The organism is Pseudofrankia sp. DC12 (assembly GCF_000966285.1).
Lineage (GTDB): Bacteria > Actinomycetota > Actinomycetes > Frankiales > Frankiaceae > Pseudofrankia.
Genome location: NZ_KQ031391.1, coordinates 6,758,695 through 6,783,395, shown reverse-complemented (window position 1 = coordinate 6,783,395; position 24,701 = coordinate 6,758,695). Strand labels below are relative to the sequence as shown.

Annotated in this window: 26 protein-coding genes and 1 pseudogene; 18 read left to right on the top strand and 9 right to left on the bottom strand. The window is 72.6% G+C overall.

Annotated elements, in window-relative coordinates:
• Positions 1-139: 139 nt before the first annotated feature.
• The 6 genes from larAH to FRADC12_RS27495 all read left to right on the top strand — a co-directional run bounded on the left by larAH (position 140) and on the right by FRADC12_RS27495 (position 5,883).
• On the top strand, positions 140-1,720 hold the full coding sequence (gene larAH, locus FRADC12_RS27520) for an NPN-dependent hydroxyacid isomerase, LarAH14/15/16 family (protein WP_045878785.1): 1,581 nt from the start codon (positions 140-142) through the stop codon (positions 1,718-1,720).
• A complete protein-coding gene (locus FRADC12_RS27515) occupies positions 1,717-2,700 on the top strand; it encodes a lysophospholipid acyltransferase family protein (RefSeq protein WP_198153068.1) in 984 nt (327 codons plus the stop codon). Before larAH ends, FRADC12_RS27515 begins: the two co-directional genes overlap by 4 nt.
• Before the next feature lie 288 nt (positions 2,701-2,988).
• Positions 2,989-3,480, top strand: a complete 492-nt coding sequence (gene crcB / locus FRADC12_RS27510; protein ID WP_232304083.1) for a fluoride efflux transporter CrcB — start codon at positions 2,989-2,991, stop codon at positions 3,478-3,480.
• Positions 3,480-3,746, top strand: coding sequence for a DUF190 domain-containing protein (locus tag FRADC12_RS27505; RefSeq protein ID WP_084011434.1), 267 nt, complete (start codon positions 3,480-3,482; stop codon positions 3,744-3,746). Before crcB ends, FRADC12_RS27505 begins: the two co-directional genes overlap by 1 nt.
• Positions 3,747-3,994: 248 nt before the next feature.
• Positions 3,995-4,513: a hypothetical protein gene (locus FRADC12_RS35285; RefSeq protein WP_084011232.1), complete on the top strand. Its 519-nt coding sequence runs from the start codon at positions 3,995-3,997 to the stop codon at positions 4,511-4,513.
• Positions 4,514-4,818: 305 nt separating this feature from the next.
• Positions 4,819-5,883 (top strand): hypothetical protein, encoded by a 1,065-nt coding sequence (locus tag FRADC12_RS27495; protein ID WP_045878784.1) that lies wholly within the window; start codon positions 4,819-4,821, stop codon positions 5,881-5,883.
• Positions 5,884-5,887: 4 nt separating this feature from the next.
• Here the strand turns inward: FRADC12_RS27495 and FRADC12_RS27490 are convergent, their stop codons facing one another.
• Positions 5,888-6,736 (bottom strand): SDR family NAD(P)-dependent oxidoreductase, encoded by an 849-nt coding sequence (locus FRADC12_RS27490; RefSeq protein WP_045880334.1) that lies wholly within the window; start codon positions 6,734-6,736, stop codon positions 5,888-5,890.
• An 855-nt stretch (positions 6,737-7,591) separates the two neighbouring features.
• On the opposite strand from FRADC12_RS27490, the gene FRADC12_RS27480 reads away from it, so the two are divergent.
• Positions 7,592-8,164, top strand: coding sequence for a MarR family winged helix-turn-helix transcriptional regulator (locus FRADC12_RS27480; protein WP_084011231.1), 573 nt, complete (start codon positions 7,592-7,594; stop codon positions 8,162-8,164).
• A 48-nt stretch (positions 8,165-8,212) separates the two neighbouring features.
• Here the strand turns inward: FRADC12_RS27480 and FRADC12_RS27475 are convergent, their stop codons facing one another.
• The 3 genes from FRADC12_RS27475 to FRADC12_RS35280 all read right to left on the bottom strand — a co-directional run bounded on the left by FRADC12_RS27475 (position 8,213) and on the right by FRADC12_RS35280 (position 11,170).
• On the bottom strand, positions 8,213-9,634 hold the full coding sequence (locus FRADC12_RS27475) for a WD40 repeat domain-containing protein (RefSeq protein ID WP_045878782.1): 1,422 nt from the start codon (positions 9,632-9,634) through the stop codon (positions 8,213-8,215).
• A 119-nt stretch (positions 9,635-9,753) separates the two neighbouring features.
• Positions 9,754-10,845 (bottom strand): tyrosine-type recombinase/integrase, encoded by a 1,092-nt coding sequence (locus FRADC12_RS27470; protein WP_045878781.1) that lies wholly within the window; start codon positions 10,843-10,845, stop codon positions 9,754-9,756.
• Between the two features lie 76 nt (positions 10,846-10,921).
• Positions 10,922-11,170 (bottom strand): hypothetical protein, encoded by a 249-nt coding sequence (locus FRADC12_RS35280; RefSeq protein ID WP_198153067.1) that lies wholly within the window; start codon positions 11,168-11,170, stop codon positions 10,922-10,924.
• Positions 11,171-11,222: 52 nt separating this feature from the next.
• Here FRADC12_RS35280 and FRADC12_RS27460 point away from each other — a divergent pair, with 52 nt between their 5' ends.
• From FRADC12_RS27460 to FRADC12_RS27450, 3 genes are all read left to right on the top strand, one after another.
• Positions 11,223-11,804, top strand: coding sequence for a Clp protease N-terminal domain-containing protein (locus FRADC12_RS27460; RefSeq protein ID WP_045878779.1), 582 nt, complete (start codon positions 11,223-11,225; stop codon positions 11,802-11,804).
• 237 nt (positions 11,805-12,041) lie between these two features.
• The gene (locus tag FRADC12_RS27455; RefSeq protein WP_045878778.1) at positions 12,042-13,778 is read left to right on the top strand and encodes an ABC transporter ATP-binding protein; all 1,737 of its coding nucleotides are present in this window, start codon (positions 12,042-12,044) and stop codon (positions 13,776-13,778) included.
• Positions 13,775-15,751: an ABC transporter transmembrane domain-containing protein gene (locus FRADC12_RS27450; RefSeq protein WP_045878777.1), complete on the top strand. Its 1,977-nt coding sequence runs from the start codon at positions 13,775-13,777 to the stop codon at positions 15,749-15,751. The genes FRADC12_RS27455 and FRADC12_RS27450 overlap by 4 nt, the downstream gene beginning before the upstream one ends.
• A gap of 114 nt (positions 15,752-15,865) precedes the next feature.
• Here the strand turns inward: FRADC12_RS27450 and FRADC12_RS27445 are convergent, their stop codons facing one another.
• Complete coding sequence (locus FRADC12_RS27445; RefSeq protein ID WP_045878776.1) at positions 15,866-16,303, bottom strand: nuclear transport factor 2 family protein; 438 nt, start codon at positions 16,301-16,303, stop codon at positions 15,866-15,868.
• 35 nt (positions 16,304-16,338) lie between these two features.
• Here FRADC12_RS27445 and FRADC12_RS27440 point away from each other — a divergent pair, with 35 nt between their 5' ends.
• Positions 16,339-17,022, top strand: coding sequence for a TetR/AcrR family transcriptional regulator (locus FRADC12_RS27440; RefSeq protein WP_045878775.1), 684 nt, complete (start codon positions 16,339-16,341; stop codon positions 17,020-17,022).
• A 309-nt stretch (positions 17,023-17,331) separates the two neighbouring features.
• Positions 17,332-17,931, top strand: coding sequence for a hypothetical protein (locus tag FRADC12_RS27435; RefSeq protein WP_502685294.1), 600 nt, complete (start codon positions 17,332-17,334; stop codon positions 17,929-17,931).
• Between the two features lie 73 nt (positions 17,932-18,004).
• Here FRADC12_RS27435 and FRADC12_RS33685 read toward each other — a convergent pair whose 3' ends face one another.
• Positions 18,005-18,445 carry a DUF6204 family protein gene (locus FRADC12_RS33685; protein ID WP_232304082.1) on the bottom strand — a complete coding sequence of 147 codons (441 nt, stop codon included), beginning with the start codon at positions 18,443-18,445 and terminating at the stop codon, positions 18,005-18,007.
• Between the two features lie 71 nt (positions 18,446-18,516).
• On the opposite strand from FRADC12_RS33685, the gene FRADC12_RS27430 reads away from it, so the two are divergent.
• Entirely contained in the window at positions 18,517-19,320 is an 804-nt protein-coding gene (locus FRADC12_RS27430) for a class I SAM-dependent methyltransferase (protein ID WP_045878774.1), read from the top strand.
• A gap of 207 nt (positions 19,321-19,527) precedes the next feature.
• Here FRADC12_RS27430 and FRADC12_RS27425 read toward each other — a convergent pair whose 3' ends face one another.
• On the bottom strand, positions 19,528-20,130 hold the full coding sequence (locus FRADC12_RS27425) for a TetR/AcrR family transcriptional regulator (protein WP_045878773.1): 603 nt from the start codon (positions 20,128-20,130) through the stop codon (positions 19,528-19,530).
• 133 nt (positions 20,131-20,263) lie between these two features.
• On the opposite strand from FRADC12_RS27425, the gene FRADC12_RS27420 reads away from it, so the two are divergent.
• Positions 20,264-21,046 (top strand): class I SAM-dependent methyltransferase, encoded by a 783-nt coding sequence (locus FRADC12_RS27420; protein ID WP_045878772.1) that lies wholly within the window; start codon positions 20,264-20,266, stop codon positions 21,044-21,046.
• On the opposite strand, the gene FRADC12_RS27415 is transcribed toward FRADC12_RS27420, so the two are convergent.
• Positions 21,001-21,288, bottom strand: coding sequence for a hypothetical protein (locus tag FRADC12_RS27415; protein WP_045878771.1), 288 nt, complete (start codon positions 21,286-21,288; stop codon positions 21,001-21,003). The genes FRADC12_RS27420 and FRADC12_RS27415 overlap by 46 nt on opposite strands.
• Before the next feature lie 134 nt (positions 21,289-21,422).
• On the opposite strand from FRADC12_RS27415, the gene FRADC12_RS27410 reads away from it, so the two are divergent.
• The 3 genes and pseudogenes from FRADC12_RS27410 (at position 21,423) to FRADC12_RS35270 (ending at position 23,029) form a co-directional block, all read left to right on the top strand.
• Positions 21,423-22,265: a class I SAM-dependent methyltransferase gene (locus tag FRADC12_RS27410; RefSeq protein ID WP_232304081.1), complete on the top strand. Its 843-nt coding sequence runs from the start codon at positions 21,423-21,425 to the stop codon at positions 22,263-22,265.
• Positions 22,266-22,795: pseudogene (locus FRADC12_RS35275) on the top strand (recombinase family protein); the annotation flags it as partial.
• 15 nt (positions 22,796-22,810) lie between these two features.
• Complete coding sequence (locus tag FRADC12_RS35270) at positions 22,811-23,029, top strand: helix-turn-helix domain-containing protein (RefSeq protein WP_502685325.1); 219 nt, start codon at positions 22,811-22,813, stop codon at positions 23,027-23,029.
• Positions 23,030-23,091: 62 nt separating this feature from the next.
• Here the strand turns inward: FRADC12_RS35270 and FRADC12_RS27400 are convergent, their stop codons facing one another.
• Positions 23,092-23,724: a formyltransferase family protein gene (locus FRADC12_RS27400; RefSeq protein ID WP_045878770.1), complete on the bottom strand. Its 633-nt coding sequence runs from the start codon at positions 23,722-23,724 to the stop codon at positions 23,092-23,094.
• 284 nt (positions 23,725-24,008) lie between these two features.
• Here FRADC12_RS27400 and FRADC12_RS27395 point away from each other — a divergent pair, with 284 nt between their 5' ends.
• Entirely contained in the window at positions 24,009-24,605 is a 597-nt protein-coding gene (locus FRADC12_RS27395; RefSeq protein ID WP_052711225.1) for a histidine phosphatase family protein, read from the top strand.
• The last annotated feature ends 96 nt before the right edge of the window (positions 24,606-24,701 follow it).

The window sequence follows — 24,701 nt, the reverse complement described above, 5'->3', positions numbered from 1 at the left end:
ACATCGCGGGCGCCGCCGCGTACACCACCACCAGGTCCGCCTGTCCGCGGGTTCGCGGCGTGGCCGGGGTGGGCAGGGCAACCGCAACGGCAACAGCCCGCGACGGCCACACGCCGTCTGGGCCCGCGACGAGGGGAACGTGGCTGTGAGACCGGGGTTCGTGCTCGAGGTCGACGAGCGGACTCCCCCGCTGCTGGTGCACCAGGGTGAGGGCCTTCTGCTGGAGCAGTTCCCGCTGGGGACGCGGGTCGTCTACCCGCCGGAGCCGCTGCCCGGGCTGCCGGACGTCGACGCGGCGATCGTCGACGCGCTGGAGCACCCGCAGGGCAGCGAGCCGCTGCGGGAGCTGATGTTCCCCGGGATGAAGCTGACGATCGCGTTCGACGACCTGTCGATCCCGCTGCCCCGGATGCGCCGGCCGGACATCCGCCAGCGGGTCATCGAGCAGGTGCTGACCGTCGCCGCCGAGCAGGGCGTCGACGACGTCCAGCTGATCGTCGCGACGGCGCTGCACCGGCGGATGACCGCTGCGGAGATCGAGTACGTCGTCGGGGAGCGGGTGTTCCGGTCGTTCTGGCCCGACAACCTGTACAACCACGACGCGGAGGACAAGGACAACCTCACCCACGTCGGGCTGACCGACCTAGGCGAGGACGTCGAGGTCAACAGGCGGGCCGCCGAGTCGGACCTGCTCGTCTACGTGAACGTCAACCTGGTCGCGATGGACGGCGGGCACAAGTCGGCCGCGATCGGCCTGGCGTCGTACAACTCGCTGCGCCACCACCACAACAGCCACACGATGCTGCACTCGACGTCGTTCATGGACAGCACCCGCTCGGCGATGCACTCGTCGGCGTGGCGGATGGGCCGGCTGCTCAACGAGCACGTCAAGGTGTTCAACATCGAGACGACGCTGAACAACCAGGCGTTCCCGGAGAAGTACGGGTTCCTGACGAAGCGCGAGTGGGAGTGGTCGCGCAAGGACCAGGCGATGGCCTATGGCACGGCGGCGGCGCTGCCGAAGCTGCCGAGCCGCCAGCGGCACAAGTTCTTCCAGGGCATCGTCGCCGACTACCAGGTCACCGGTGTCCACGCCGGTGAGACCGAGGCGGTGCACGAGAAGACCCTGGAGGCGGTGCACCGCCAGCAGCTCGTCGAGGTCGAGGGCCAGTCCGACGTCCTCGTCGTCGGCCTGCCGTTCCTCGGGCCGTACAACGTCGACTCGGTGATGAACCCGATCCTCGCGACCTGCATGGGCCTGGGCTACTTCTTCAACATGTACCGGGGCAAGCCGCTGGTCCGCCACAAGGGCGCGATGATCCTCTACCACCCGGTGACCCCCGAGTTCACCCAGCTGCACCACCCGTCGTACGTCGACTTCTACGAGGAGGTCCTCGCCGTCTCGACCGACCCGGCGACGATCGAGGCGAAGTTCGAGAAGCAGTACGCGACGGACCCCTGGTACGTCCACCTGTACCGGACCTCGCACGCCTACCACGGGGTGCACCCGTTCTACATGTGGTACTGGGCGACGCACGGCATGGACCATCTCGGTGACGTCGTCTGGGTCGGCGGTGACCGCAAGGCGTGCGCCCGGATGGGGTTCCGCGCCGCGTCGACGTTCGCGGACGCGCTGGAGATGGTGTCCGGCTCCGTCGGGCGGCACCCGTCGATCACCTACCTGCACTCGCCGCCGCACGCCATCGCGGACGTGCGGTGAGCGCCGTGTCGGGCAAGTCGGGCCGGGCGCTGCGGGTCGGCTCGGCGGCGCCGGCACGCCGCCGCCCGGGCCTCGGCCTGGGCCAGGTCGCGCGCGGGTTCCGCTGGACGGGGCGACCGCTGGTCCCCGCGTCGGCGCAGCAGTTCCGCCCGCCGGTCGCCGGCCGGGAGTTCCCGACGGCGTGGGCCCGTGGCCCGGTCGCGCGGGCGGCCCGGGGGGCGTTCCTCGGCGGGATCATGGACCCGCTGCTGCACTCCCAGCTGACCTGGCGGGTCGAGGGCGCCGAGGTGTTCGCCGGCCTCGGCGAACCGGCGCTGATCGTCGCCAACCACGCCTCGCACCTGGACGCGACGGTGCTGCTGTGCGCGCTGCCTGCCGCGGTGCGGGAACGCACGGTGGTGACGGCCGCGGCCGACTACTTCTTCGAGTCGACCTGGCGGGGCCTGTCGACGGCGCTCGCGTTCGGGACGGTGCCGATCGACCGGCGCGGCGGCGCGCCGTCGACGACACCGGTCGACCTGCTGCGCGAGGGCTGGAACCTGGTGATCTTCCCGGAGGGCACCCGGTCCCCCGACGGGGCGCGAGGGAAGTTCAAGCTCGGCGCCGCGTTCCTCGCGCTCAACGCCGGGGCCCCGGTAGTGCCTGTCGGCCTGCGGGGCACCTTCGCGGCGATGCCGCGCGGCCGGTCCTGGCCGGTGCCGGGCCGCCCGGAGGTGTCCGTCCGGTTCGGCCGCCCGCTGCGTCCCGGCGCCGGCGACGACGTGCGCGGGTTCACCGCCCGGCTCGTCGGCGAGGTCGACCGGCTGGTCGCCGAGGGCGAGACGTCGTGGTGGTCGTCGCTGCCGCGCCCGGACGGCCCGACGGTGTCGGCGCGGGCGGCGCGCCCGGCGCCCGGTGGCGGTGAGCCGGCCCGTTGGCGCAAGATGTGGGCCGCGACCGAGCCGCCCGCGTCCAGCCGCCCCCGATCCCCCTGGTCCTAGCATTCTCCCTGGCCCCGAGGGGCGGGAGTCGTGCTCTGGCAGCAGCCCCTCGTCCAGTCCTGCGTCGTTGCCGGGGCTGAACCGCGACCAGTGTTGTAGGACTCGTCCTGGGCGCCGGGCACTGTGGGGCGGCCGCAGGCCTGGCGGCGGGTCTGGTCGTTGGCCGGGACCGCCCAGTCATACGCCTTGGTCGCTGGACGGGCGAATCCGCGGCCATGGTGTAGGCCTGAACGGTGGCTCGCTGGCAGCACCTGGGGTCCGCGAGTCATGGGCTGGCGGGGAGGGCGTGTGAGCGACACGGTACGGCCGATGGCCGTGCCCGCGGCAGGCGCGGTGGCGGTCCGCGGGTCTCGGGCGCGGGCCCAGCCGGCGCTGCTCGGCGTGATCGCGGTAGGTGGGTTGATCGGCGCCTGCCTGCGCTACGGCGCCGCCCTGGCCTGGCCGACCTCTCCGGGCGGGTTCCCGGCCACGACCCTGGCGGTCAACACCGTCGGCTGCGCGGCGATGGGCGCGCTGATGGCCCTGATCACCGCCGCTCCGTCGACGCACCCGCTGGTCAGGCCGTTGCTCGGGACCGGGGTGCTCGGCGGGTTCACCACGTTCTCCACCTACGCCCTCGACGGGCAGCGTCTGCGCGACGCCGGCCGGGCCGGCATCGCGCTGGCCTACGTCGCCGGGACGGTCGCCGCGGCGCTCGCCGCCGTCGCTGTCGGCCAGGTCGCGACCCGGCTGGGCCTGCGGGCCCTGCGACGGCTGGTCGCCGCGGTCGGGAGAGTGTGATGACGAGGCTCGCGGGCTGGGCGCTGCGGCTGACCGTGTTCGTGGGGGAGAGCGACCAGGAGAGCGATCAGTGGCATCACCGGTCGCTGGCCAGTGAGATCGTGCGCCGGGCCCGGGCGGCCGGCCTCGCGGGGGCGACGGTGTTCCGCGGCGTGGAGGGCTTCGGCGCCTCGTCGGTGGTGCACACGACGCGGCTGCTGTCGCTGTCGGAGGAGGCTGGTGCTGGGTCCGCTGCCGGGAGGCTCGGGCACGGTCTGTCGGCGTGAGGCGGACCGGCCGGGACTGGTCGAGGCGGCGCTCGAGAGGTCCGGACCGGACCCGACCGTGAATGTGAGATGTATCACATAAAGATCGACATGTGGATAAGCCTGTCGACAGCACGGTGGGTAACCGGACTACGGCTGGGGACCGTGGTGGGTGAAGCTGGGGATCGCCTGTGGGGCGGGCACGACCCAGCCGACGGGCCGAATGTCAAGGCGTTGAAGGCCGTCCGGCGATAGGTATCACTGGGTGCATGGCCCTCCTGCACAGGCTCCGCCGCCCCGACGAGACGTTCGCCGACGACCTGGCCGCCGGTGTGACCGTCACGGCCCGTCACCACGCCCCGGCCGGCTCCGCTCCGGCTTCCCTGGTTCCGGCCGGCTCCGCCCCGGCTGGGCTCGGCCTGGTTGGCCTTGGCTCAGCCGGCCTCGGCCTGACCGGGCCCGCCGCAGGGCGGCCAGCCGCGGCGAGGGCGGCCGGCCCGCCGCCGGCGGCGGGCCGCGGGCCCGCCGCCGCGCGGGGCGACGTGCCCGCGCTGCCGCCCAGCGTGGCCCGGGTCGCCGCCCGCACCCGGCTGTCGGCCGAGCTGCTCGCCGCGATCCTGGAGGTCGACGCCCGGCAGCGGGCGACGCTCGACGACATCGAACGCGCTGACGCGCTCGCGCAACGGCTGCTGGCCCGCCGCGCGGACCGCCAGCGCGCCGCCGCCTCGGGCCGCGCCGGCTCGTCGCCGCGGGCCCGTCTCGCCGCCGAGGTCCGGCTCGCCGGCTGACCGGCGGCCCGCCGCACCTGCCCGTCTGCCTGACTCCCCAGCCGGGCGGACCGGTGCGACGGGCCAGGTGGGCCGCGGGCCGACACCGGCTGTGGACACCACCGCGTCGTCCACAGCGGCGGGTGCCCGCCTGACAGGCCGGCCTGCCCAGGTGACGCTCTGTTCCGCCTGCTGGGCGCGGCCTACGGCGTCCGCGGCCAGCAGGCTCCGCCGGGCAGGCGGCGGTGACGGACCAGGGCGAGGGGACTCGGCATGACGGACTGGAAGCGGCGCGGCGCGCGCCACACCCCAGAGCGGGGTGCGCGGTGAGCGGGACCGGGCTGCCGGCCGGGACGGCGGGTGGCGGGGCGCGGCGCGCGGCGGCGACGGACGAGGGCCCGGCCGACGTGCTGCACCTGAAGGTCGAGCAGGACACACAGCCGGCCGGGGTGTCGCTCGGGCAGGGCAGGGTGCTGCTCGCCGGGATGGCACGGCTGCTGCAGGCCGCGGCGATGGCGGTGATCGGCCCGGCGCCGCGGTTCGCCGGCCGGCGTCCCGACGTGGTGAAGGCGTTCGTCGAACAGGACGTCCGGTTCGCGCTCACCGACGCGGCCGGTTCCCTGCTGGCCATGTTCGTCCACCTGGACGACGACCCGCCCGGCCCGCCGGGCGTGACCGGCCGGCGGGCGGCCACGAGCTGGCCGGCGGGCTCCGCGGCGGTGCGGCTCGCCCCGTTCCAGCGGCGCGCCGGCGTCCTGATGGCGGGCGGCCTGGTCGCGGTCGTCGAGACGGTCGGCGAGCACCGCGCCGGGCGGCGGCCTGCCACGTCGGCGAGCCCCAGCGCGCCGCCAGGCCTGGCCGCGCCGGACGGCGCGGCCGCGGCGGCGCGGCCGGCGGAGACGCTGCGGCCGCTGGTCACGCGGGGGGTGAGCGCCGACCTGTGCGACGCGCTGCTCGCGATGGTGACCGCGCCGCGGGTACGGACCCTGGACTTCTCGTTCTACTGGGCGCAGCGCGCCGGGCTCGACACCCCGGCGGTGGTCCGGGCCGCGCTGCACCGCGCCGACGCCGACGCGCTGCGACGGCTGCGCGACGAGGTCGCGGCCCTGCCCGAGCCACGCCACCCGACCGCTGTCTACGGGCAGGTCACCCGGCTCGACCGGGGCGACGGTGGCGACGGCGGCGTCGCGACGATCCACGGGGTCGTCGGGCGGTCCACGCCGCGCACCGTCCAGGTCGCGGTCTCCGGACCCGAGTACGACGACGCGATCCACGCCTACCGGACCCGGGCACCGGTCGTCGCGACCGGCCGGCTGCTCCGCCGCGGCGGCATCCACATCCTCACCGGCCGGTTCAGCGTCGCGACCGCCGTCGTCGGCGCGAGCCCGTGACCACTCAGGCCGGCAGGCCGACCCGCTCCAGCGAGTAGTCCCAAAGCCCGCGGGCCAGCCCGGGGTCGTTGGCCTGACGGGCGGTGAAGAACCGCTCGCCCTGGTGGAACCGCATCCGGAAGGTGCCGTTGAGGGCCTGCGGGTCGGCGCGCGTCGCCAGCTCGACCAGCGGCAGCGCACCGCTGGCCGAGGACCTGGCGCCGAAGACCTTCAACGGCCGGCGGTAGAACGTCCGCACGAACCAGCTGTCCCGGCCGAAGCTGCTCAGCACTACTCCCGGGTGCACCGCGGTCGCTGTCGGTCCGTCCGGATACCCCCGGCGGGCGAGTTCCTTGACGAACAGGATGTTCGCCAGCTTGCTCGTCGAATACGAGACGAAGGGACGATAGCGCCGGTCCACGCAGCCGGGGTCGGCCTCCAGGCCGGCGAGGTCGATGCGGCCCTCAAGGTTCATGAAGCTGCTGGTCACGATCACCCGGGAGCCGGGGGTGTCGCGCAGCCGGGGCAGCAGCAGGCTTGTGAGCAGGAACGGAGCGAGATGGTTCACCTGGAACGTCAGCTCGTTGCCGTCCTCGGTCACCACGCGGTGCGGGAACAGGCCGCCGGCGTTGTTGACCAGCACGTCGATCCGCGGGCACAGCGCGGCCACCTCGGCGGCGGCGCAGCGGACGTCCGCGAGCCGGGCGAAGTCGGCGACGACCGGGGTCGCGCCGGTCTCGGCGGCGACCGCGGCCGTCTTCAGCGGCGACCGGCCGAGAGCGATGATCCGAGCCCCGAGACCGGCCAGCTGCCGCACCGCCTCAGCGCCGAGACCGGCGCTCGCGCCGGTGACGACCACGGTGCGCCCGGCCATGGGCCGCTCGTCCCCGGCGGCCCTCGGCGCCGAGGCTGGTGGTACCCGGGGTGCCGGCACCTGCGCCGGCGGTTGTCCGTCCTGCGCCGGCCATCGGGACTTGTCGACCACCTGGCCTGTTCGCTCCTGCTGAAGTGCCACGCATCCTCCGCCGTCGTCCCGATCGCCGCGCACGGGGCCGCGCGATCATCGCACGACTCGGCGCGGTCCGCGCGGGTCCATCGGGTCCCACGCCGATCCGGGAGAGCCCGTCGCGGAAGCCCGCGGTTTCCAGGCAATCCTGACGGTGACCGGACCGGCGGACGATGTCGCTGCGCCGACAGCGACGGACGGACGACACAGGCCGCGCGCCGACGTCTGACGGCTCGACGCTGGGTCCGGACGAAGGCGGGCGAAAATGGGGCTGCCGGCCCGATGGCCAGGGCCGGCAGCCCCAGGGCGCGGACCCGTGCAGGACGCCCGCGTCGCGGGCGTCCTGCACCCTGGCTGCCGGCTGGGTGGGGACCACGCCGGGTCGGCAGCCGGGGCGCCGCCGGTCGCGGTCGAGCCGTGCGGGCCGACGACCAGGTAGACCGTTACCGCGGCGGCGGCGAGGAGACCCGCGCCGGCGAAGCTCGCCACGTTGAACCCGTGCACGACCGCGGCCTGCGCCAGCGCCCGGGGGCCGCCGGCCGCGGTGTGGTGCGCACCGAGGTAGCTGGTCGTCGCGGTGCCGGCGATCGTGCCGAGCAGCGCCAGCACCGCCGGGGGAACAGCGCCCCGAACCGCCGACGTTGGTGTCGCCAACAGAAACAAGATTCGTGGGTTGCGCCAACGAATCTTGTTAGACTCCGGGCCGTGGCTGGCAGGCGGAACGTGACACCGAAGCCAGACGACGCGCCGGATCTCGCGCTCGGGGCCTGCCCCGACGCGGGCGAACCCGACTGGCGGGCGACAGGCGACGAGCGCTACTCGGCGACGTGGCCGACCCGGCTGAGCCGGCTGGCCACCTGGCTGGTGAACAGGACAGCGGCTCACTCCCACCGGCTGACCGCGGAGGGTTTCGCGAGCACCGGCGGGCGCCGCCACCACTACGCGCTGCTGGCCTCGCTCGCCGAGTTCGGCGCGTCCAGCCAGGCGAGCCTCGGCCGGCGGTGCGGCTTCGACCGCAGCGACGTCGCCGCCATGGTCAACGAGCTCGCGACGGCCGGCTACGTCGAGCGCACCGAGGACCCGGCTGACCGCCGCCGCAACATCATCGCGATCACCGACGCGGGCCAGGCCCGGCTGGCGGAGTTCGACGTGATCGCCGAGGCGATGCAGGACAGGCTGCTCGCACCGCTGTCACCGGCCGAGCGGGCCGAACTCGTCCGGCTTCTCACCCGCGTGCTCGACCACCACGCCGCCGGCCACGGCCACGCCGCCGAACAGATCACCCGCTGGACGTGAGCCACCCGTAGGCGGCCGTCCGGCCGGCGAGCCCAGGTCTCGGGCCGGTCAGCTGGCGGTCGAGGCGAGCCGGTTGCCGATACTCCACAGGACGGTGGTCTTGCCGGCGCACGCCGCGGCCAGCAGCGCCCCGTTGCGGGAGAACGCCAGGTCGTGGACCGCGCCGTACCCGCTGGACAGCGCCGCGAGCCGGCGTGGCTGGCCGGGGGAGGCGATGTCCCACAGCGCGACCGTGCCGTCGGCGGCCCCGGTCGCGAGCCGGGTGGCGTCGGCGGTGACCGCCAGCGCCGTCACCGCCTTGCGGTGGCCGGTCAGCTCGGCGACCGGCTCCGGGTGGGCAGGGCTCGTGACGTCCCACAGCCGGGCGGCCCGGTCGCTGCCGGCGGTCACCACCAGCGTCGGGGTCGCGAACCGGAGCGCGCAGACGGTGTCGCGGTGCGCGGCGATCGTCGCGGTGCGGGTCGGGTGCTCGGGATCGGCGACATCCCAGAGGATCACGGTCCTGTCGTCGCCGCCGGAGGCCAGCCGCCGGCCATCCGGGCTGAACGCCACCGCCCGGACGCCCTTGCGGTGCTCGGTCAGCACCGCGAGCACACTCTGGCGGCCGGAGCGGCGCGCGTTCCACAGCGCGACGGCCTTGTCCTGCCCGCCGGTGGCGACGACGGCCGCGTCAGGGCTGAGTGCCACCGCCCGGATGTAGTGCTTGTGGCCGCGTTCGCTGAACACCAGCTCGGGCGCCGCCGGGTCGGTGAGGTCCCACACCGCGACCTGCATCGCGTCGCCGACGACGGCCAGGCGGGTGCCGTCCGCGCTCGTCGCGAGGGCTCGGACCCACTCCTGGCTGTACCGGGCCCCGTACTCGATCTCGACCATCGTCGTCGGGCGGGCCGGGTTCGCCAGGTCGAACAGGCGGATCTTGCCGTCCTGCGCGCCAGTGGCGAGCACCCCGCCGGTCGCCGGGATCACCACCGCGCGCACCGCGGACGGGAACCCGGCCAGCTCGGCGAGGACCGCGACCCCGTCCTCGTCGGCCGTCGCGGGGACGGCGACGGCCACCGCCGGAACAGGCGCCGGGGCCGGGGCGGCCGCCGGCTGGCCGGCCGGCCCGGCGCGCAGCACGGCGAGCTGGCGGCGCAGCCACTCCCGGGCGACCGGCCGCTCCAGGCCGAACAGGTCGAACGACACGACCCGGCTGAACCGGCCGGGCCGGCGGCAGTCCGCGACCCGGACCGCGACCAGCCGTCCCGCCGCCGCGTCATCCAGCCTGTCCGCGGCGGTGCCGGCCGCGGCCAGGTAGTCGTCCGACAGCACCACCAGCACGTGCTCGGCATGGCCGGCCGCCCTGGCCAGCGCCGGCGCGGCGTCCGCACCCGCGGGCAGCGGCGGCTCGGCGACCGCCCGGACGCCCGCGTCCTGCAGCTGCCAGACGAGCCAGTCGGCCCAGCCGCGGTCGGCCTCGACGAACGACACCGTGAAATCCCACCGGACGCCGTCCGGGGATCCGCCTGCCACGCTGGGGGTTGTCACAGGACGAGACTGCCACGCCGAGACAGGGCCAGCCCAGCCGGCCCCGCCCGCGCCCGCTGCGGCTACAGGCCGACCTGGCTCGACGGGTTGTCCCGGTCGAACAGCCGGCCGGCGCGGACGTAGCTGTCGAGGGACGCGGCCGAACGCCACCGGCCCTGCCGCATGATCGCCCGGTCGGAGGCGCCGGCGCGGGCCGCGGCGGTCGCGAACCCCGAGCGCAGCGAGTGGCCGGCGAAGTCGGCCGGGTCCAGCCCGGCCGCCCGCGCCCGCCGCTGCACGATCCGGGCCACGGAGCTTGCGTGCAGCCGGCCGGCGCCGACCTGGCCGTGCCGGTTGATGCCCCGGAACGCCGGGCCGTCCTCGACGCGGGCCGCCGCCGCCCAGGCCTGCCAGGCCCGCACCGGGCAGGTCGGCCGGTAGGAGCCGTACGCGAGGCCGACGAGCGCTCCGGCGCCGTCCTGGTCGGTCTTCGACGAGCGGACCGACAGCACCAGCCCGTCGGCGGTCACCTTGATGTCGGCGACGTCCAGGCCGACGAGCTCCGAGCGGCGCAGGCAGCCAGCGAACCCCACCAGCAGCAGCGCCCGGTCCCGGACGGCCGCGAGCGCCGCCGCCGGGCCCGCGTCCTCGGCTGGGGCGCTCGCCGGCTCGTCGAACGCCGCGAGCACCCGGGTCAGCAGCGACGTCTCCAGCGCGGCCTTGCGCTCGGGCCGGATCCCGTGGACGCGGCGGATGCCGTCCCACACGGTCGCGACCTCGACGGAGGCGGCCGGGTTCACCGGTGCCTTCGCGAGCTGATGGGCCACCGAGATCGCGGCCAGCCGGCGGCGGATCGTTGACGGCTTGTAGCCCGTGTCGGCCAGGGCCGTCAGATAGCCCGCGACGGTCAGCGCGCCCGCCGGCACCGCTACCGGCGTCCCCGGCTGCACGGCGCACCAGGCGCGGAAGTGGCGCAGGTCCGCGTCGTAGGCCTTCCACGTCGACGCCGCGCGGGCCGCCCGGGCGTAGTCCGTGACCCGCCCGGTCAGCCACGCCGTCAGCTCGCCTTCGTCAGGCTCGCGCTCCAGCGGCACGGGCAGCGCCCGGTCCTGGGTGGGGGAACGCGGCCACTGCGGGCCGGCGGGGCCAGCGGCCGGGACAGGTCCGAGGGGCATGGCCCGAGTGTTCTCCCGCCTCTCACCTGACGGCAAGGACCCCGCCGCCGGGCTGGACAGTACCACGGCTGTCAGTTCAAACTGACAGCCGTGGACGACACAGCCAGGGACGTCGGTCCTGGACGTCGGTGACGGGGGAGACGGCCTTCTGGACCGGGTCCGGACGCAGGACCCGGCGCTGGGACTGCGGGCGGTCGGCGCGCTGCACCGGCTGGCGGAGCAGGTCGAGGCCGTCGCCGTCGTCGCGGCCCGCGACTGCGGCTGGTCGTGGGAACAGATCGGCGACGCCCTCGGGGTGTCCCGCCAGTCCGCGCACGCCAAGCACGGGCGGTCCGCCGGCTGACGGTGCCCGGGTCGAGCACGGGGGGACGGGGGGAGTGCAGCCGAGGTTCGGACCCGGCGCCCGCGAGGTGATCGGCTCGGCTGTCGCCGAGGCCCGGCTGCGCGGCGACCGGCGGATCGGCACCGAGCACCTGCTGCTCGGGGTGCTGCGCCACCCGGACACCGACGCGGCCCGCGCGCTGGCCGTGGACCTCGCCGACGCCCGCGGCGCGCTCGCGGCCCTCGACCGGGAGGCGCTCGCGGTGCTCGGGATCGACGTGAGCCCCGAGTTGGCGATCCCGACCGGCGGTCCGTGCCTGGCCCCCGGCGACCCGTGGGAGCCCCCGGCACCCGGGCCCGCCGCCGACGGCCAGCTGTTCGGCGTGCACCAACACCCGCCGAGCCCCGAACAGGTCGCCCGGCTGCGGGCCGCGCTGAGCTCCGGCGCCCGCGCCGTGCTGTCCCGCTCGATCAGCGCCGCGCCCCCCGGCCGCGTCACCCCCGAACTGGTGCTCGCGGCCCTGCTCGAGCGGCAGCCACCCGACCCCGCCGCCGCGCTGCTGACCCAGCTCGGCGTCGACCGCGAGGCGGCCCGCGCCCGGCTGACGCCGCCCCGCCCACGCCCACCGACCCGCTGAGCCCACGGCTCGGCCAGAAAACACGTTGACCTGAAGTGGAGTTGAGCTCGTAGTGTCCCCATACGCCGACGGCGAGACACCGCGGGACCGGCGCCGTCCGGCCCAGGGCTGTCGTAGCCGTGTGGCAGCGTTGCCACCGGTCACAGCGACGGCCGCCGCCGCGCGGCCGCCGTCGCCCGGCCCAGCACAACCCGTGCCCCACCTTTCCGGATCGCCGCCGAGAGGGATCGCCGCCGCATGCTGATCCGAATTCTGCGGGCCCACCTCGGGCCCTACCGCGGGCAGATCGCGGCGCTCGTCGTGCTCCAGCTGGCCGCGACCTTCGTGATGCTCTACCTGCCGACCCTGAACGCCGATCTGATCGACCACGGCGTCGTCGCGGGGGACACCGGCTACATCGTGTCCACCGGCGGCATCATGCTCGCGCTCACCTTCGGGCAGGTCGTCTGCGCGTGCGGTGCCGCGTTCTTCAGCGCCCGCACGGCGATGGCCTTCGGCCGCGACGTCCGCCGCTCGGTGTTCGACCGGGTGCAGTCGTTCTCCGCCCGCGAGGTCAGCCACTTCGGCGCCCCGTCGCTGATCACCAGGGCGACCAACGACGTCCAGCAGGTCCAGATGCTCGCCCTGCTGTCCGGCACCATGATGATCTCGGCGCCGTTCATGTGCATCGGCGGGATCATCCTGGCGATCAACCAGGACGCCAGGCTGTCGCTGCTCCTGGTCGCCGTCGTCCCGCTCCTCGGTGTCGTCATCAGCCTGATCATCCGGCGGATGCACCCGCTGGGCCGGGCGATGCAGGAGCGGCTCGACCTGGTCAACCGGGTGCTGCGCGAGCAGCTGCACGGCCTGCGGGTGATCCGCGCGTTCGTCCGCGACACCCACGAGCGGGACCGCTTCGCCGTCGCGAACGCCGAGCTGACCGACACCTCGATGCGCTACGGCAGGCTGATGGCGCTGATGTTCCCGCTGGTGTTCGCCGCGGTGAACATCTCCTCGATCGCGGTGATCTGGTTCGGCGCGCACCGGATCGACTCCGGCGGCATGCAGATCGGCGCGCTGACCGCCTTCCTGTCCTACCTGATGCAGATCCTCATGTCGGTGATGATGGCGACGTTCATGTTCGTCATGATCCCCCGCGCCGCGGTGTGCGCCGAGCGGATCTGCGAGGTCCTCGACACCGAGACGACGCTGCTGGCACCGGAGAACCCGGTCACCGAGCTCGCCCGCCACGGCGAGCTGGAGCTGCGCGGTGTCGGGTTCCGCTACCCGGGCGCCGAGGCCGCCGTGCTGCGCGACGTCAGCCTCACCGCCCGCCCCGGCCAGGTCACCGCGATCATCGGGTCGACCGGCGCGGGCAAGTCGACCCTGATGTCGCTGATCCCCCGGCTCTCGGACGTCACCGAGGGAACGGTGCTCGTCGACGGCGTCGACGTCCGGGACCTCGACCCGAAGCTGCTCGCGAAGGTCGTCGCCCTCGTCCCGCAGAAGCCGTACCTGTTCTCCGGCACGGTCGCGTCCAACCTGCGCTACGGCGACCCGGGCGCCACCGACGACGAGCTGTGGCGCGCGCTGGAGACCGCGCAGGCGAAGGGCTTCGTCGAGGCGATGCCCGACGGGCTCGCGACCCCGATCTCCCAGGGCGGCACGAACGTCTCCGGCGGGCAGCGCCAGCGCCTCGCGGTCGCCCGCGCGCTGGTACGCCGCCCAGAGGTCTACCTGTTCGACGACTCCTTCTCGGCGCTGGACTACGCCACCGACGCGGCACTGCGCGCGGCACTCGCCCGGGAGACCGCCGCCGCGACCGTGGTGATTGTCGCCCAGCGGGTCGCGACGATCCGCGACGCCGACCAGATCATCGTTTTGGACGCCGGCCAGATCGTCGGCGTCGGCACCCACCACGAACTGATGACCGACAACGAGACCTACCGGGAGATCGTGCTGTCCCAGCTCACCGAACAGGAGGCGGCCGCATGACCAGCCCGAACGGCCGGCCGGGCGGCGCGCCGGCGCAGCGGGCACCGATGGGCGGGCCGCCGATGGCCCGGATGATGATGCAGGGCGGCAGCGTCGAGAAGCCCAGCGACTTCAGGTCCTCGACCCGCCGCCTGCTCGGCCTGCTGCGCCCGCAGCGCCACCTGGTCGTCCCCGCCGTCATCCTCACCGCCCTCGGGGTCGCCCTCAACGTGTCCGGTCCCCGGCTGCTCGGCCACGCGACGGACCTCGTCCTCACCGGCCTGCTGTCCAAGCACATCCCCGCCGGGGTCGGCAAGGCGCAGGCCGTCGCGCAGCTGCGCGCCCAGGGCCACGGCACCCAGGCCGACCTGCTGTCGTCGCTGAACGTCCGCCCCGGCCACGGGATGGACTTCGACGCGATCGGCCGGGTCCTGGCCATCGTCCTGGCCGTCTACCTGCTCGCCCTCGTCTGCAACATCGTGCAGGCCCGGCTCATCAACGCCGCGCTGCAGCGGGTCCTGTCCGACCTGCGCACCGAGGTCCAGGCGAAGATCACCCGGCTGCCGCTGCGGTACTTCGACCGGGCCCAGCGCGGCGAGGTGCTCTCCCGGGTCACCAACGACATCGACAACCTCGGCCAGAGCGTCCAGCAGTCACTCTCGCAGCTGATCCAGTCCATCCTGCTGATCATCGGCGTGCTGTCGATGATGTTCTGGATCTCCTGGCTGCTCGCGCTGATCGCGCTGGTCACCGTCCCGCTGTCGATGCTCGTCGCCGCCCGGGTCGGCAAGCTCTCCCAGCCGCATTTCGTCAACCAGTGGCGCACCACCGGCCGGCTCGGCGCCCACATCGAGGAGATGTACACCGGGCACTCCCTCGTCCGGCTCTTCGGCCGCCAGGACGAGGCCGCGGCGACGTTCGCCGAGCAGAACCAGAAGCTCTACGAGGCCAGCTGGCGCGCTCAGGCCCTCGCCGGCCTGATGCAGCCCGCGATGATGTTCATCGGGAACCTGAACTTCGTGTTCGTCGCGGTCATCGGCGGCCTGCGGGTCGCCTCCGGGGACCTCTCGATCGGCTCGGTGCAGGCGTTCATCCAGTACTCCCGGCAGTTCTCCCAGCCACTGACCCAGGTCGCCTCGATGGCGAACCTGGTCCAGTCCGGGGTGGCATCCGCCGAGCGGGTGTTCGAGCTGCTCGACACCGACGAGCAGGCCCCAGACCCCGAGGTCCCGGCACGGCCGGAGCAGCTGCGCGGCCGGGTCGCGTTCGAGCACGTCGCGTTCCGCTACGAGCCCGACAAGCCGCTGATCGAGGACCTGTCCCTGGTCGCCGACCCCGGCGACACGGTCGCGGTCGTCGGCCCGACCGGCGCCGGGAAGACCACCCTGATCAACCTGCTGATGCGGTTCTACGAGCCCACCAGCGGGCGGATCACCCTCGACGGCGTCGACATCGCGACGATGACCCGCGACGAGCTGCGGGCGACAACCGGGATGGTGCTGCAGGACACCTGGCTGTTCGGCGGCACCATCGCGGACAACATCGCCTACGGCGTCCAGGGGGCGACCCGCGAACAGGTCGTCGAGGCCGCGAAGGCCGCCCACGTCGACCGGTTCGTGCGGCTGCTGCCGAACGGCTACGACACGGTCCTGGAGGACGAGGGCACCGGCGTGTCCGGCGGCGAACGGCAGCTGATCACGATCGCGCGGGCGTTCCTCGCCGACCCGCAGATCCTGATCCTCGACGAGGCGACCAGCTCGGTCGACACCCGCACCGAGGTCCTCATCCAACGGGCCATGGCGCAGCTGCGCTCCGGGCGGACCGCGTTCGTCATCGCCCACCGGCTCTCGACGATCCGGGACGCCGACACGATCCTCGTGATGGAGCACGGCTCGATCGTCGAGCAGGGCTCCCACCACGAGCTGCTCGCCGCCGGCGGCGCCTACGCGCGCCTCTACCAGGCCCAGTTCGCCCAGGCGGTCGCCGAGGTCTGACCGTCCTGGGCGGGGGCGCGGCGCCTCGCGCTGTGTCGATGCCCGAAGTCGTGTGCATGAAGGTCCGCAGTCATCTCCACGATGCTTCGGGCACCAGTGTGGTTCCCCGGCTCCTCACCGGTGGGCGGGCAGGAACATGCGGGTGGTGGCGCCGGTACGCCAGGCCGGGCGCATGGTCAGTTCGCTGAGCCGCCAGCCGTCCGGGGTCAGCTTGGCGCTGGCCTGGAGGACGCCACCGGCCACGAAGTGGGTCTGCAGCTCGGCCGAGTTGCCGGCGTCGTTCCAAAGGTGCATGGCCTGCATGTTCGCCCGTACCTGAGCGGCGTCCCCGGACCGGGTGACGATGTGGTCGGTGAGCATGTGGTGAGTGGCCCGGAAGCGCGCGAAGCTCTCGTTCTGCTCGGCGAGGATCTCGGCCCGGCCGGCGAGCGCGACCCCGTCGGGCCGTACCACTCGGCCGTCCGGCAGGAACGTCGCCGCGATCACCTCGGCATCGAGGCACTTGTCGTCAATGGCCGCGAAGTAGGCGCTGAGTAGCGTCGGGATCTCCATGGCTACAGTGTAGCCAGAACGGATACACTGTAGCCATGGTCGTCTGGAGCCAGGAGCCCCCGCCGCGGCGGGGGAGCGCGCCCGACCTGCCGGAGATCGTCGCGGCCGCGGTCGCCCTGGCCGATCGGGAGGGTCTCGACGCGGTCTCCCTACGCCGTGTGGCCACCACGCTCCGGTCGGGCACGGCCTCTTTCTACCGCGTGCTCGACAGCCGTGACGAGCTGCTCGATCGCATGGTCGATGAGGTCCTCGGCCGGCATGTGCCGCCGGAAGCGTCGGGCGATTGGCGCGCGGACCTGGCCGCTGTGGCCCGCAACCGGCGCGCCATGCTCAAAACCCATCCATGGCTGGGTGCTGAACTGGCTGGACGCCCGGCCATCGGCCCCAATGCCTTGGTTCACCACGAACGGGCCCTTGGAGCGGCGGCTGGCTATGAGGACGACCCGACCACCGCGAGCAGTGCCGTAGAGACCGTCTTGGCGTATGTACTGGGTGCAGCCGCAAGAGAGTTGGCCGAGACGCGGACCCAGCGGCGTTCCGGGCTCACCGAAGAGCAATGGCGCGCCTCCGTGGCCCCATACCTGCAAGAGGCTCTGAACAGCGGCAGCTACCCACACCTGGAGCGAATGGTGCGCGAGGCCACGGACCTGGACGCCGACGAACGGTTCGAGCGTGGCCTGGCCTGCCTACTGGCCGGACTCGCCACCTGGGCGTCGTAACCCGGGGCATAGGCCCGCGAGCTTCCCTTGGGATCAGTACTGGATCAATGTCGCCAGCTCATGCCCAGCAGCCTACGACCACAACCCCCGCCGCTCACCGGATTTTCCACGTGGGGGGGCACCACCTCGCCTGGGCCGACCCGCCGGTCGTCTTGATCGCCGGCTCCCGTGTGGCGGAAATCCGGCGGCGTAGGCCCGTCCGGCCCCTGCGCCGGACGGGATGCGATGGTTAGCGTCAGGGATGCGGGCCTTCGCGGTCGTACGCGGGCCCGACGCCCCAGGCACGACCAAGTGCCAGGACGCGCGGCAGTGACCGTCGACGAAGCCGGAGAGACCCCAGTCGTGAACAAGTTCCTCCTTTGCCTGCATGTGCTCGCCGTCATCCTCACGATCGGCCCGGTTGCCGTCGCGGCGAGCATGTTCCCGCGTCACCTGCGGCTCGCCGCCGGCGCGGCGGACAGCCCGGGGGAGAGCGCACCGCTGACGGTCGCCCGGACGCTGCACCGGATCTGCCAGGTCTACACGCTGGCCGCGATCGCGGTGCCGTTCTTCGGCCTCGCGCTCGCCGGCCCGCTCCACGTCTTCGGCCAGGCCTGGCTGATCGTCTCGATCGTGCTCACCGCCGCCGCGGCGGGGCTGCTCGCCGGAGTCGTCCTGCCCGGCCAGAACCGCGCGCTCACCGCGCTGACCACGAACGGCGCCCCCGCGACGACCGAAGCCGCCCCGGTCGCGACAGGCCAGTCGGGAACGGCCACCCTCGTGACGCAGGCCCGGCCGGCCCCGACGGACCCGGTCTCGGCCGCGAAGCAGGCAGCCCGGCTGGCGATGACGACCGGGATCTTCAACCTGCTCTGGGCCGCCGTCGCCGTTCTCATGATCGTCCAGCCCGGGTCGACGACCGGAGGCTGACCCCCGCGGCCCGCTCACGGCGCAGGCCCGTCTCGCCCGCGGATCCGAGTACGTCGTCAATCCACGTACGTCGTCAATCCACACGCGGCCCCCCTGCCACAGCAGCACCCGCTCCCGCGGCCCGAGGTCCTCCCGGCCGAGCAGCTCCTCGACGACAGCGCCCTACTGCGGTCGGGGGCGCGGCCGCAGCCTGGGACCTGAGGTTCTTGTAGCCGTAGCCGCGCGCGGTCAGCCACGCTTCTGCGGCGGCTTCAGCGCGCTGGGTCGCCTCCAGAATGTCCGCCTCCGCCTCGCCCGAGTCCAGGAACCGGAAGGTAAAGGCGGACCGGGCGGCAAGGTCATAGCTGCGGTGCCCCTCGGCGGTGAAGGCCGCGTGCAGCAGGTCATGCTGCGCGGCACGGGCCAGTAGCGGCGACCAACCGGTCCCGGAACTGATCGGACTTGCAGCCGCCCGGTGAGGCCGCTGACGAACCCGACCACCGCGCTGCCCCTGCCCGCCACCGGGGCCGGTCAAGGCCCTCGAGGAACAGACGTCCCGGGTCAGGGCTCCTGGCCTCGGGTGTCGGAAAGGCTAGGGTCTGATCGGTGTCTGGCCAGCAGGAGCTCCGGTACACGGACGATGTGCTTGGTGGCCCGGAGGCGGCAGAGCGGGCCCGGCTCGGCGCCATGGCCACGGTCTGCGACCCGACGAGCGTCCGCGTCCTCGACGAGCTTGGCGTCGCCGCCGGCTGGCGCTGCCTGGAGGTCGGTGCCGGCAGCGGGTCGATCGCGGTCTGGCTAGCCGAGAGGGTCGCTGCCGCAGGCCAGGTCGTCGCGACCGATATCGACACCGGCCACCTGACCGACCTCACAGTTCCGCACCTGACGGTTCTGCGGCACGACATCACCCGCGACCCGGCGCCGGACGCGGCGCCGTTCGACCTCATCCACGCACGTTTCGTCCTGGAGCACCTCCCCGAGCGGGAAGGGGTCCTGGACCGCCTGGCGAGCTGGCTGAGGCCAGGCGGCTTGATCGTGATCGAGTCGATCGCCGGTTTCCCGCTCGGCTCCTCACCGCACCCCCAGTTCGGCCGGGCCATGGGCGCGATCGACCAGGTGCTCGCGAAGACGATCGGCACCGACTCCACGTGGGCACGCCGATTCCCCGGCCCGCTGGTCGACCGGAACCTCGTCGATGTCGGGACGACTGTTCATCTCCCGACCACGGGCGGCGCCAACGCCTCGGCGCTGTGCTGGTCGCTGACCCTGACGCGGCTGCGTACGCGCATCCGTGAGTTCGACCTCGTCTCGGACGACACTCTCGACGAGGCGTTGGAGCTCCTGGCGGACCCGGCCTTCTTCGACCTCGCCTTCGCGACGGCCATCGCCTGGGGCCGGCGGCCCGCATAGCGTCAGCGCGGGCCTGGTCGATCGCCTCCGGGTACGCCTCGCGCTCGGCGTGCCCGGCCAGCGCCCGGTAGATGCTGGCCGGGCTGGGGTTGCCGCCTTGCGTTACCGCGCATCCGCTCCCAGGGCGGTCCGGCGAGCGATTCTCAGGAGGACCGTTCGCGAGAACTTCCTTAACACCTTGCGTCAGGCGGCGTGCTGGCGGGCTGCTTACCGCAGCCGTCGTCGCATGACATCGGCGATGACCGTGGTCACGACCTTGTCGACAGCTCCAGAGCCCGGTGGGGCGCCCTGCCGGCCCGCGAACAGCAAATGTCCGGCCCCGATCAGCGAGAGTGCGAGCGAGTCGGCGTCGACGTCGGCCGCGATGCGGCCCAGTTCGCACTCGTCGGCGAGATAGGAGGCGATCATGACGCTGGCCTCGGCCAAGACCGGGATGTCAGGGGAGGACCTGGCCTTGCGCAGCCGGAGGCGCAGTTCGTCCCGGCAGATGACGAGGCCGACGATCGCGACAGCGACCGAGTCGAACAGGTCCATCAGAGCGCGGGTGAGGTTGCCGGCGACGGTGCCAGTCCCGGCGGACTGGCGCAGAGCGGCGGCCTGGGCCTCGATCCGGGCGACGCGGTCCTGCGCGAGCTCGACGAGGAAGGCGTCGAAGTCGGCGAAATGCCGGTGCAGGACTCCCTTGGCGACACCCGCCTCGGTGGTGATCGCCCGGCTGGTCAACGCGCTCGGCCCATCCCGCAGCAGGACGCGCTCGGCGGCGTCGAACAGCTGCTGGCGAGCGTCGCGGATGTGCACCCCTGTTGGCACCGGGCGTCCTCCGTACCCGGGTAACCCTCACCCGATACCTTAGTGGGCACACGCCCACTAGAGTGGGCGTGTGCCCACACTATCGCGGGAGCCATCACGTCCTCCCGAGCAGGAGCCTCATCAACACCGACAGATGGCCGAGTCGTTCGGCGTGGACCCCGAGCGTTACGACCGGGCCCGGCCCCGCTATCCCGACGCGCTGGTGGAGCGGATCGTCGCCACCAGCCCCGGCCTCGACGCCCTCGACGTCGGCTGCGGCACCGGCATAGCGGCCCGGCAGTTCCAGGCGGCCGGCTGCAGGGTGCTCGGCGTCGACCCCGACGCGCGGATGGCCGAGTTTGCCCGGCGGACCGGGGTCGAGGTCGAGGTCGCCACCTTCGAAGCGTGGGACCCGGCTGGCCGCCTGTTCGACGCGGCCGTCTCCGGACAGGCATGGCACTGGGTGGACCCGGTCGCGGGCGCGGCCAAGGCGGCGCGGGTCCTGCGGCCCGGCGGCCGGCTGGCGGTGTTCGGGCACGCGTTCGACGCCCCGCCCGAGATACAAGAAGCGTTCACCGCCGTCTACCGGCGGGTGGCGCCCGACTCACCGTTGAACCTCCGGCCAACGGGCCGTGACCAGCCGACTAGGACCGCCGCGGACATCTACCAGGCGATGTTCGCCAAGGCCGCCGACGGCATCCGACAGGCAGGCGGGTTCGGCGAGCCGGAGCAGTGGCGATTCGACTGGGAGCAGTCCTACACCCGCGACGAGTGGCTGGACCATCTGCCCGCCACCGGCGCCCTCACCCAGCTCTCGCCGGACAAGCTGGCCGAAGTGCTGGACTGCGTCGGGGCCGCCATCGACAGGACCGGGGGCGGCTTCACCATGCCCTACACCACGCTGGCGGCCACTGCGGCGCGAACCGGCGCCACCTGACCCAGCTTGCCAGTCTGTCCCGCTGCCGGCGGGATGCCAGCCCAGGCCAGGGAGTCGTAGGAGATGCCGCAGGCATCCGCCATCCAGGGCAGCTCGACACGGCCGACCACACCTGCGCCGTCCAGGACCTCCTCGACGAGGCCGCTCGCCGCGGCCACCCCGTCACCCTCGACGTCCTGGCCGTCAACCAGCAAGCGCACGCCCTCTACCAGCGACTCGGCTTCCATGACGTCGTTCGGCACGGCGAGAACAACATCAAGATCAGAATGAGCTCCGCCCGACCCCGCGAAGATCAGGCGTAGCAAGCAAATCCGCAGGTCTTGACGACTTTCTCCAGGATTCCGGGCGTCGGTAAAGGTGACGGCAGGATGGTGCGATGGCAGGCTCGAATCGACGGAACCTCGGTCGGGTGTTCAACGAGGTGCCGGAGCTCTACGACCGGGTTCGGCCGAGATACCCCGACGAGTTGTTCGCGGACCTCGTCACCATCACCGGCATGGACGCGGGGTCGTCGGTGCTTGAGGTGGGCTGCGGTACCGGTCAGGCGACACGGTCGCTGGCAGCGCTCAGATGCTCGGTGACCGCCGTCGAGCCGGGCGTGGAGATGGCCGCGCTCGCTCGCGATCGGGTCGCCACCTTCCGCGACGTCACCGTCGAGACGTCCACGTTCGAGGAGTGGGACGACCGCGGTCGATGCTTCGACGTGCTCGTGGCCGCGTCGTCGTGGCACTGGGTCGACCCGTCGATCGGCTGGCAGCGAGCGCACGACGCGCTCCGTCCTGGAGGCTGGATGGCGCTGCTCGGCAACGTCGTCGTCCGCAGACCGGGAGAACCGGAGGTGTACGCCGAGACCGCCGATCTGCACCAGCGGTTCTCTCCCGGGAATCCCGACTGGGGTCATCCGCCGCTGGAGGACGACGTGCCTACCACGGACGAGGGATGGGGACTGGCCGAGGATCCCGGCAGCCTGTTCGGCCCCACGACCGTGCGCTGGTACCCGACCGTTCAGTGGTTCGACGGGGCCCGGCTTCGCCAATCTTCTCCGCACGACCTCGATCTACCGAAAGCTCGACCACGACGTCCGCGAGCCCCTTCTCGACGCCATCGCCGAACGCATCCGCACGCGGATGGGCAACCGGGCGCCACGCCGTTACCTGAGCGTCCTGCGAGTCGGACAGCGCGCCGAGTAGGCACCAGGGGGCAGGCGAAGAGATCTTGAGTGTCCGTAAGGGGATCCCCAACCGGACAGTGCTCGGCCCGGATCGCGGCGCCGGTCGTGGCCAGGATCGTCCGAGGTCAACGCGCCGCCTCGATCGCCGAGCGCGTCTCAGATAGCCCGTCCGCTGGCCGTCTCAAATGTCGGTGGCTATCCGTACGCTCCCGGGACGTGACCGCGACCCTGATCGGCTACGCCCGCTGCTCCACCGACAAGCAGGACCTCGCCGCACAGCGAGCGGCACTGCTCGACCTCGGCGTCGCCGAGGACCGCATCTACCTCGACCGTGGGATGACCGGCACCACCCGCGCCCGGCCCGGCCTGGACCAGGCCTCGCGGCCGTCCGCGGTGGCGACACGCTCGTGGTGCCCAAACTCGACCGGCTGGCCCGCTCCGTCCCCGATGCCCGCGACATCGGGGACTCCCTCGCCGCCCGGCGGGTACGGCTGCAGCTCGGCACCATGGTGTACGACCCGACCGACCCCATGGGCAAGCTGTTCTTCAACATCCTGGCCACCTTCGCCGAGTTCGAGGTCGACCTGCTGCGCATGCGGACCCGGGAGGGCATGGCGATCGCCCGGGCCAAGGGCAAGCTCAAGGGCCGCGCGCCGAAGCTGTCCCCGCCCCGCCAGGCGCACCTGGTCAAGCTGCACACCGCTGGAGAGCACTCGATCGCCGACCTGGCCGAGTTGTTCGAGGTGTCCCGGGCCACGGTGTACCGGGTCATCGAGCGTGCTGGGGCCAACAAGCCTGAGATCGACGTCTGATGCCAGGTCCCTCAACCGAACTCCGTGCCCCGGGAAAAGCGGATCACGGAGGAATGGAACGATCACGTACGCGACCTCTTGGTACCGTCAGCTCTCCATTGGCCGGCCGCACGCACGGCGAGGTCCTGTACTACTTCGGGAAGGAGGAGGTGCTCGGCCCTGAGGACTCGCTGTGAGAGCATCTCCACGGTGTCATCCAGCTCGACGGCGACTATCCGACGCCCGATGACCGGGCCTTCGTCGTACTCCGCCGTGACGACGTGGACCGAAACGCCAGACACGTGATCACCCGACGCCAGCACAGCCTCATGCACCGCGCGGCCGAACATACCTTTCCCACCGTATCGCGGGAGCAGGGACGGGTGCACGTTGATGATCTGACCGGCGTAGGACTCCAGCGTGCGCGGGCCGATCTTCTTCATATAGCCAGCCGTAACAATCAAATTGATCTCATGACCGTCCAGGAGCGAGCACATCGCAGCGTCAAGCTGGACCGGATCGGGATGCGTCACTCCGGACATGTGCGCGAAAGGTATGGAACAGGCTTGCGCGTAGGCGAGAGCCCCAGACTCCCGGTTGTTGCTCACCACCAAGGAAATGCAGAACGCCGCATCACTTTCAAGGGAGGCATGGTGCAGCGCCCGCAGGTTGGTGCCCGTGTGCGAAGCGAACACCGCGACGCGAAAATTAGTCACCCGTAGTACCTCGTCGACTCGGTCGTGGCCTCGTATCCAAGGACCCGTCAGAACGAATTATGATAGCGACTCGCTACTGGCACTGCGGACGGGGAGAGATCGACTTCGACGGTTGCGCGCGCGACCCGAGCGAACAGGCCGGTAACCGCAGCACTCCAACAGCCCCGGAGGACCGCCGCGCCTCGGCCCGAGGGCCCCGGCCCATCAGGTCAGCCCAGCGGCGAGAGTCAGATCCAGCCCCGTTCTCGCCTACGTAGCGAGCGGCGTGACGCATGATCTCTCCTGTGGTCGTCCTGGTCTTGGTCCGTCACGCCGTGTCCGTCACACCGACCCTCGATGGTCCCGACGAGCACCATCGGCCGCTCACCAAGGCGGGTCATGAACAGGCGGTCGCCCTTGCGGCGCCCCTCGTTGGCTTCGGCGTCTCGCAGGTCGTGTCCAGCCCGTACCTTCGCGCGATCCAGACCATCGAACCGACCGCACAGGCCCTGGGCCTGCCCATATGTCACCGTGACGATCTGCGCGAGTGGCGGTCAGGCCTGGACCCGACCCCGGGCTGGCAGGCCCACTACGAGCAGCGCTGGAATCAGCCCGATCTCGCCATTGGCGCGGGCGAGACGCTCACCGATCTCACCCACCGCGCAGGGAACGCCGTTCGTGATCTTGTGGCGTCCGTTTCGTCCACGACGACGATCCTGGCCGCGACGCACGGCACCTGGATCGCCCGCGGGCTCCTCGCCCTGGGTCTTTCGATCGACTGCGCCTTCTGGCTGTCGATGCCCACGCCCGCGATATACAAGCTCGGCTTCGACGGCCCTCACCTGCACAGCGCCCTCGGCCCGGGCCTCAACCAGGTGCATCCGAACGGCCAGTCTCGCTAAGCCGCCCGCACGCCAGCCGCTACCGGGACTCTTCATTCCGTTGCTCGCGGGCCGAGACAACCAGGCGATGCGGAGATTCCGGGAGCCATGCTGCCG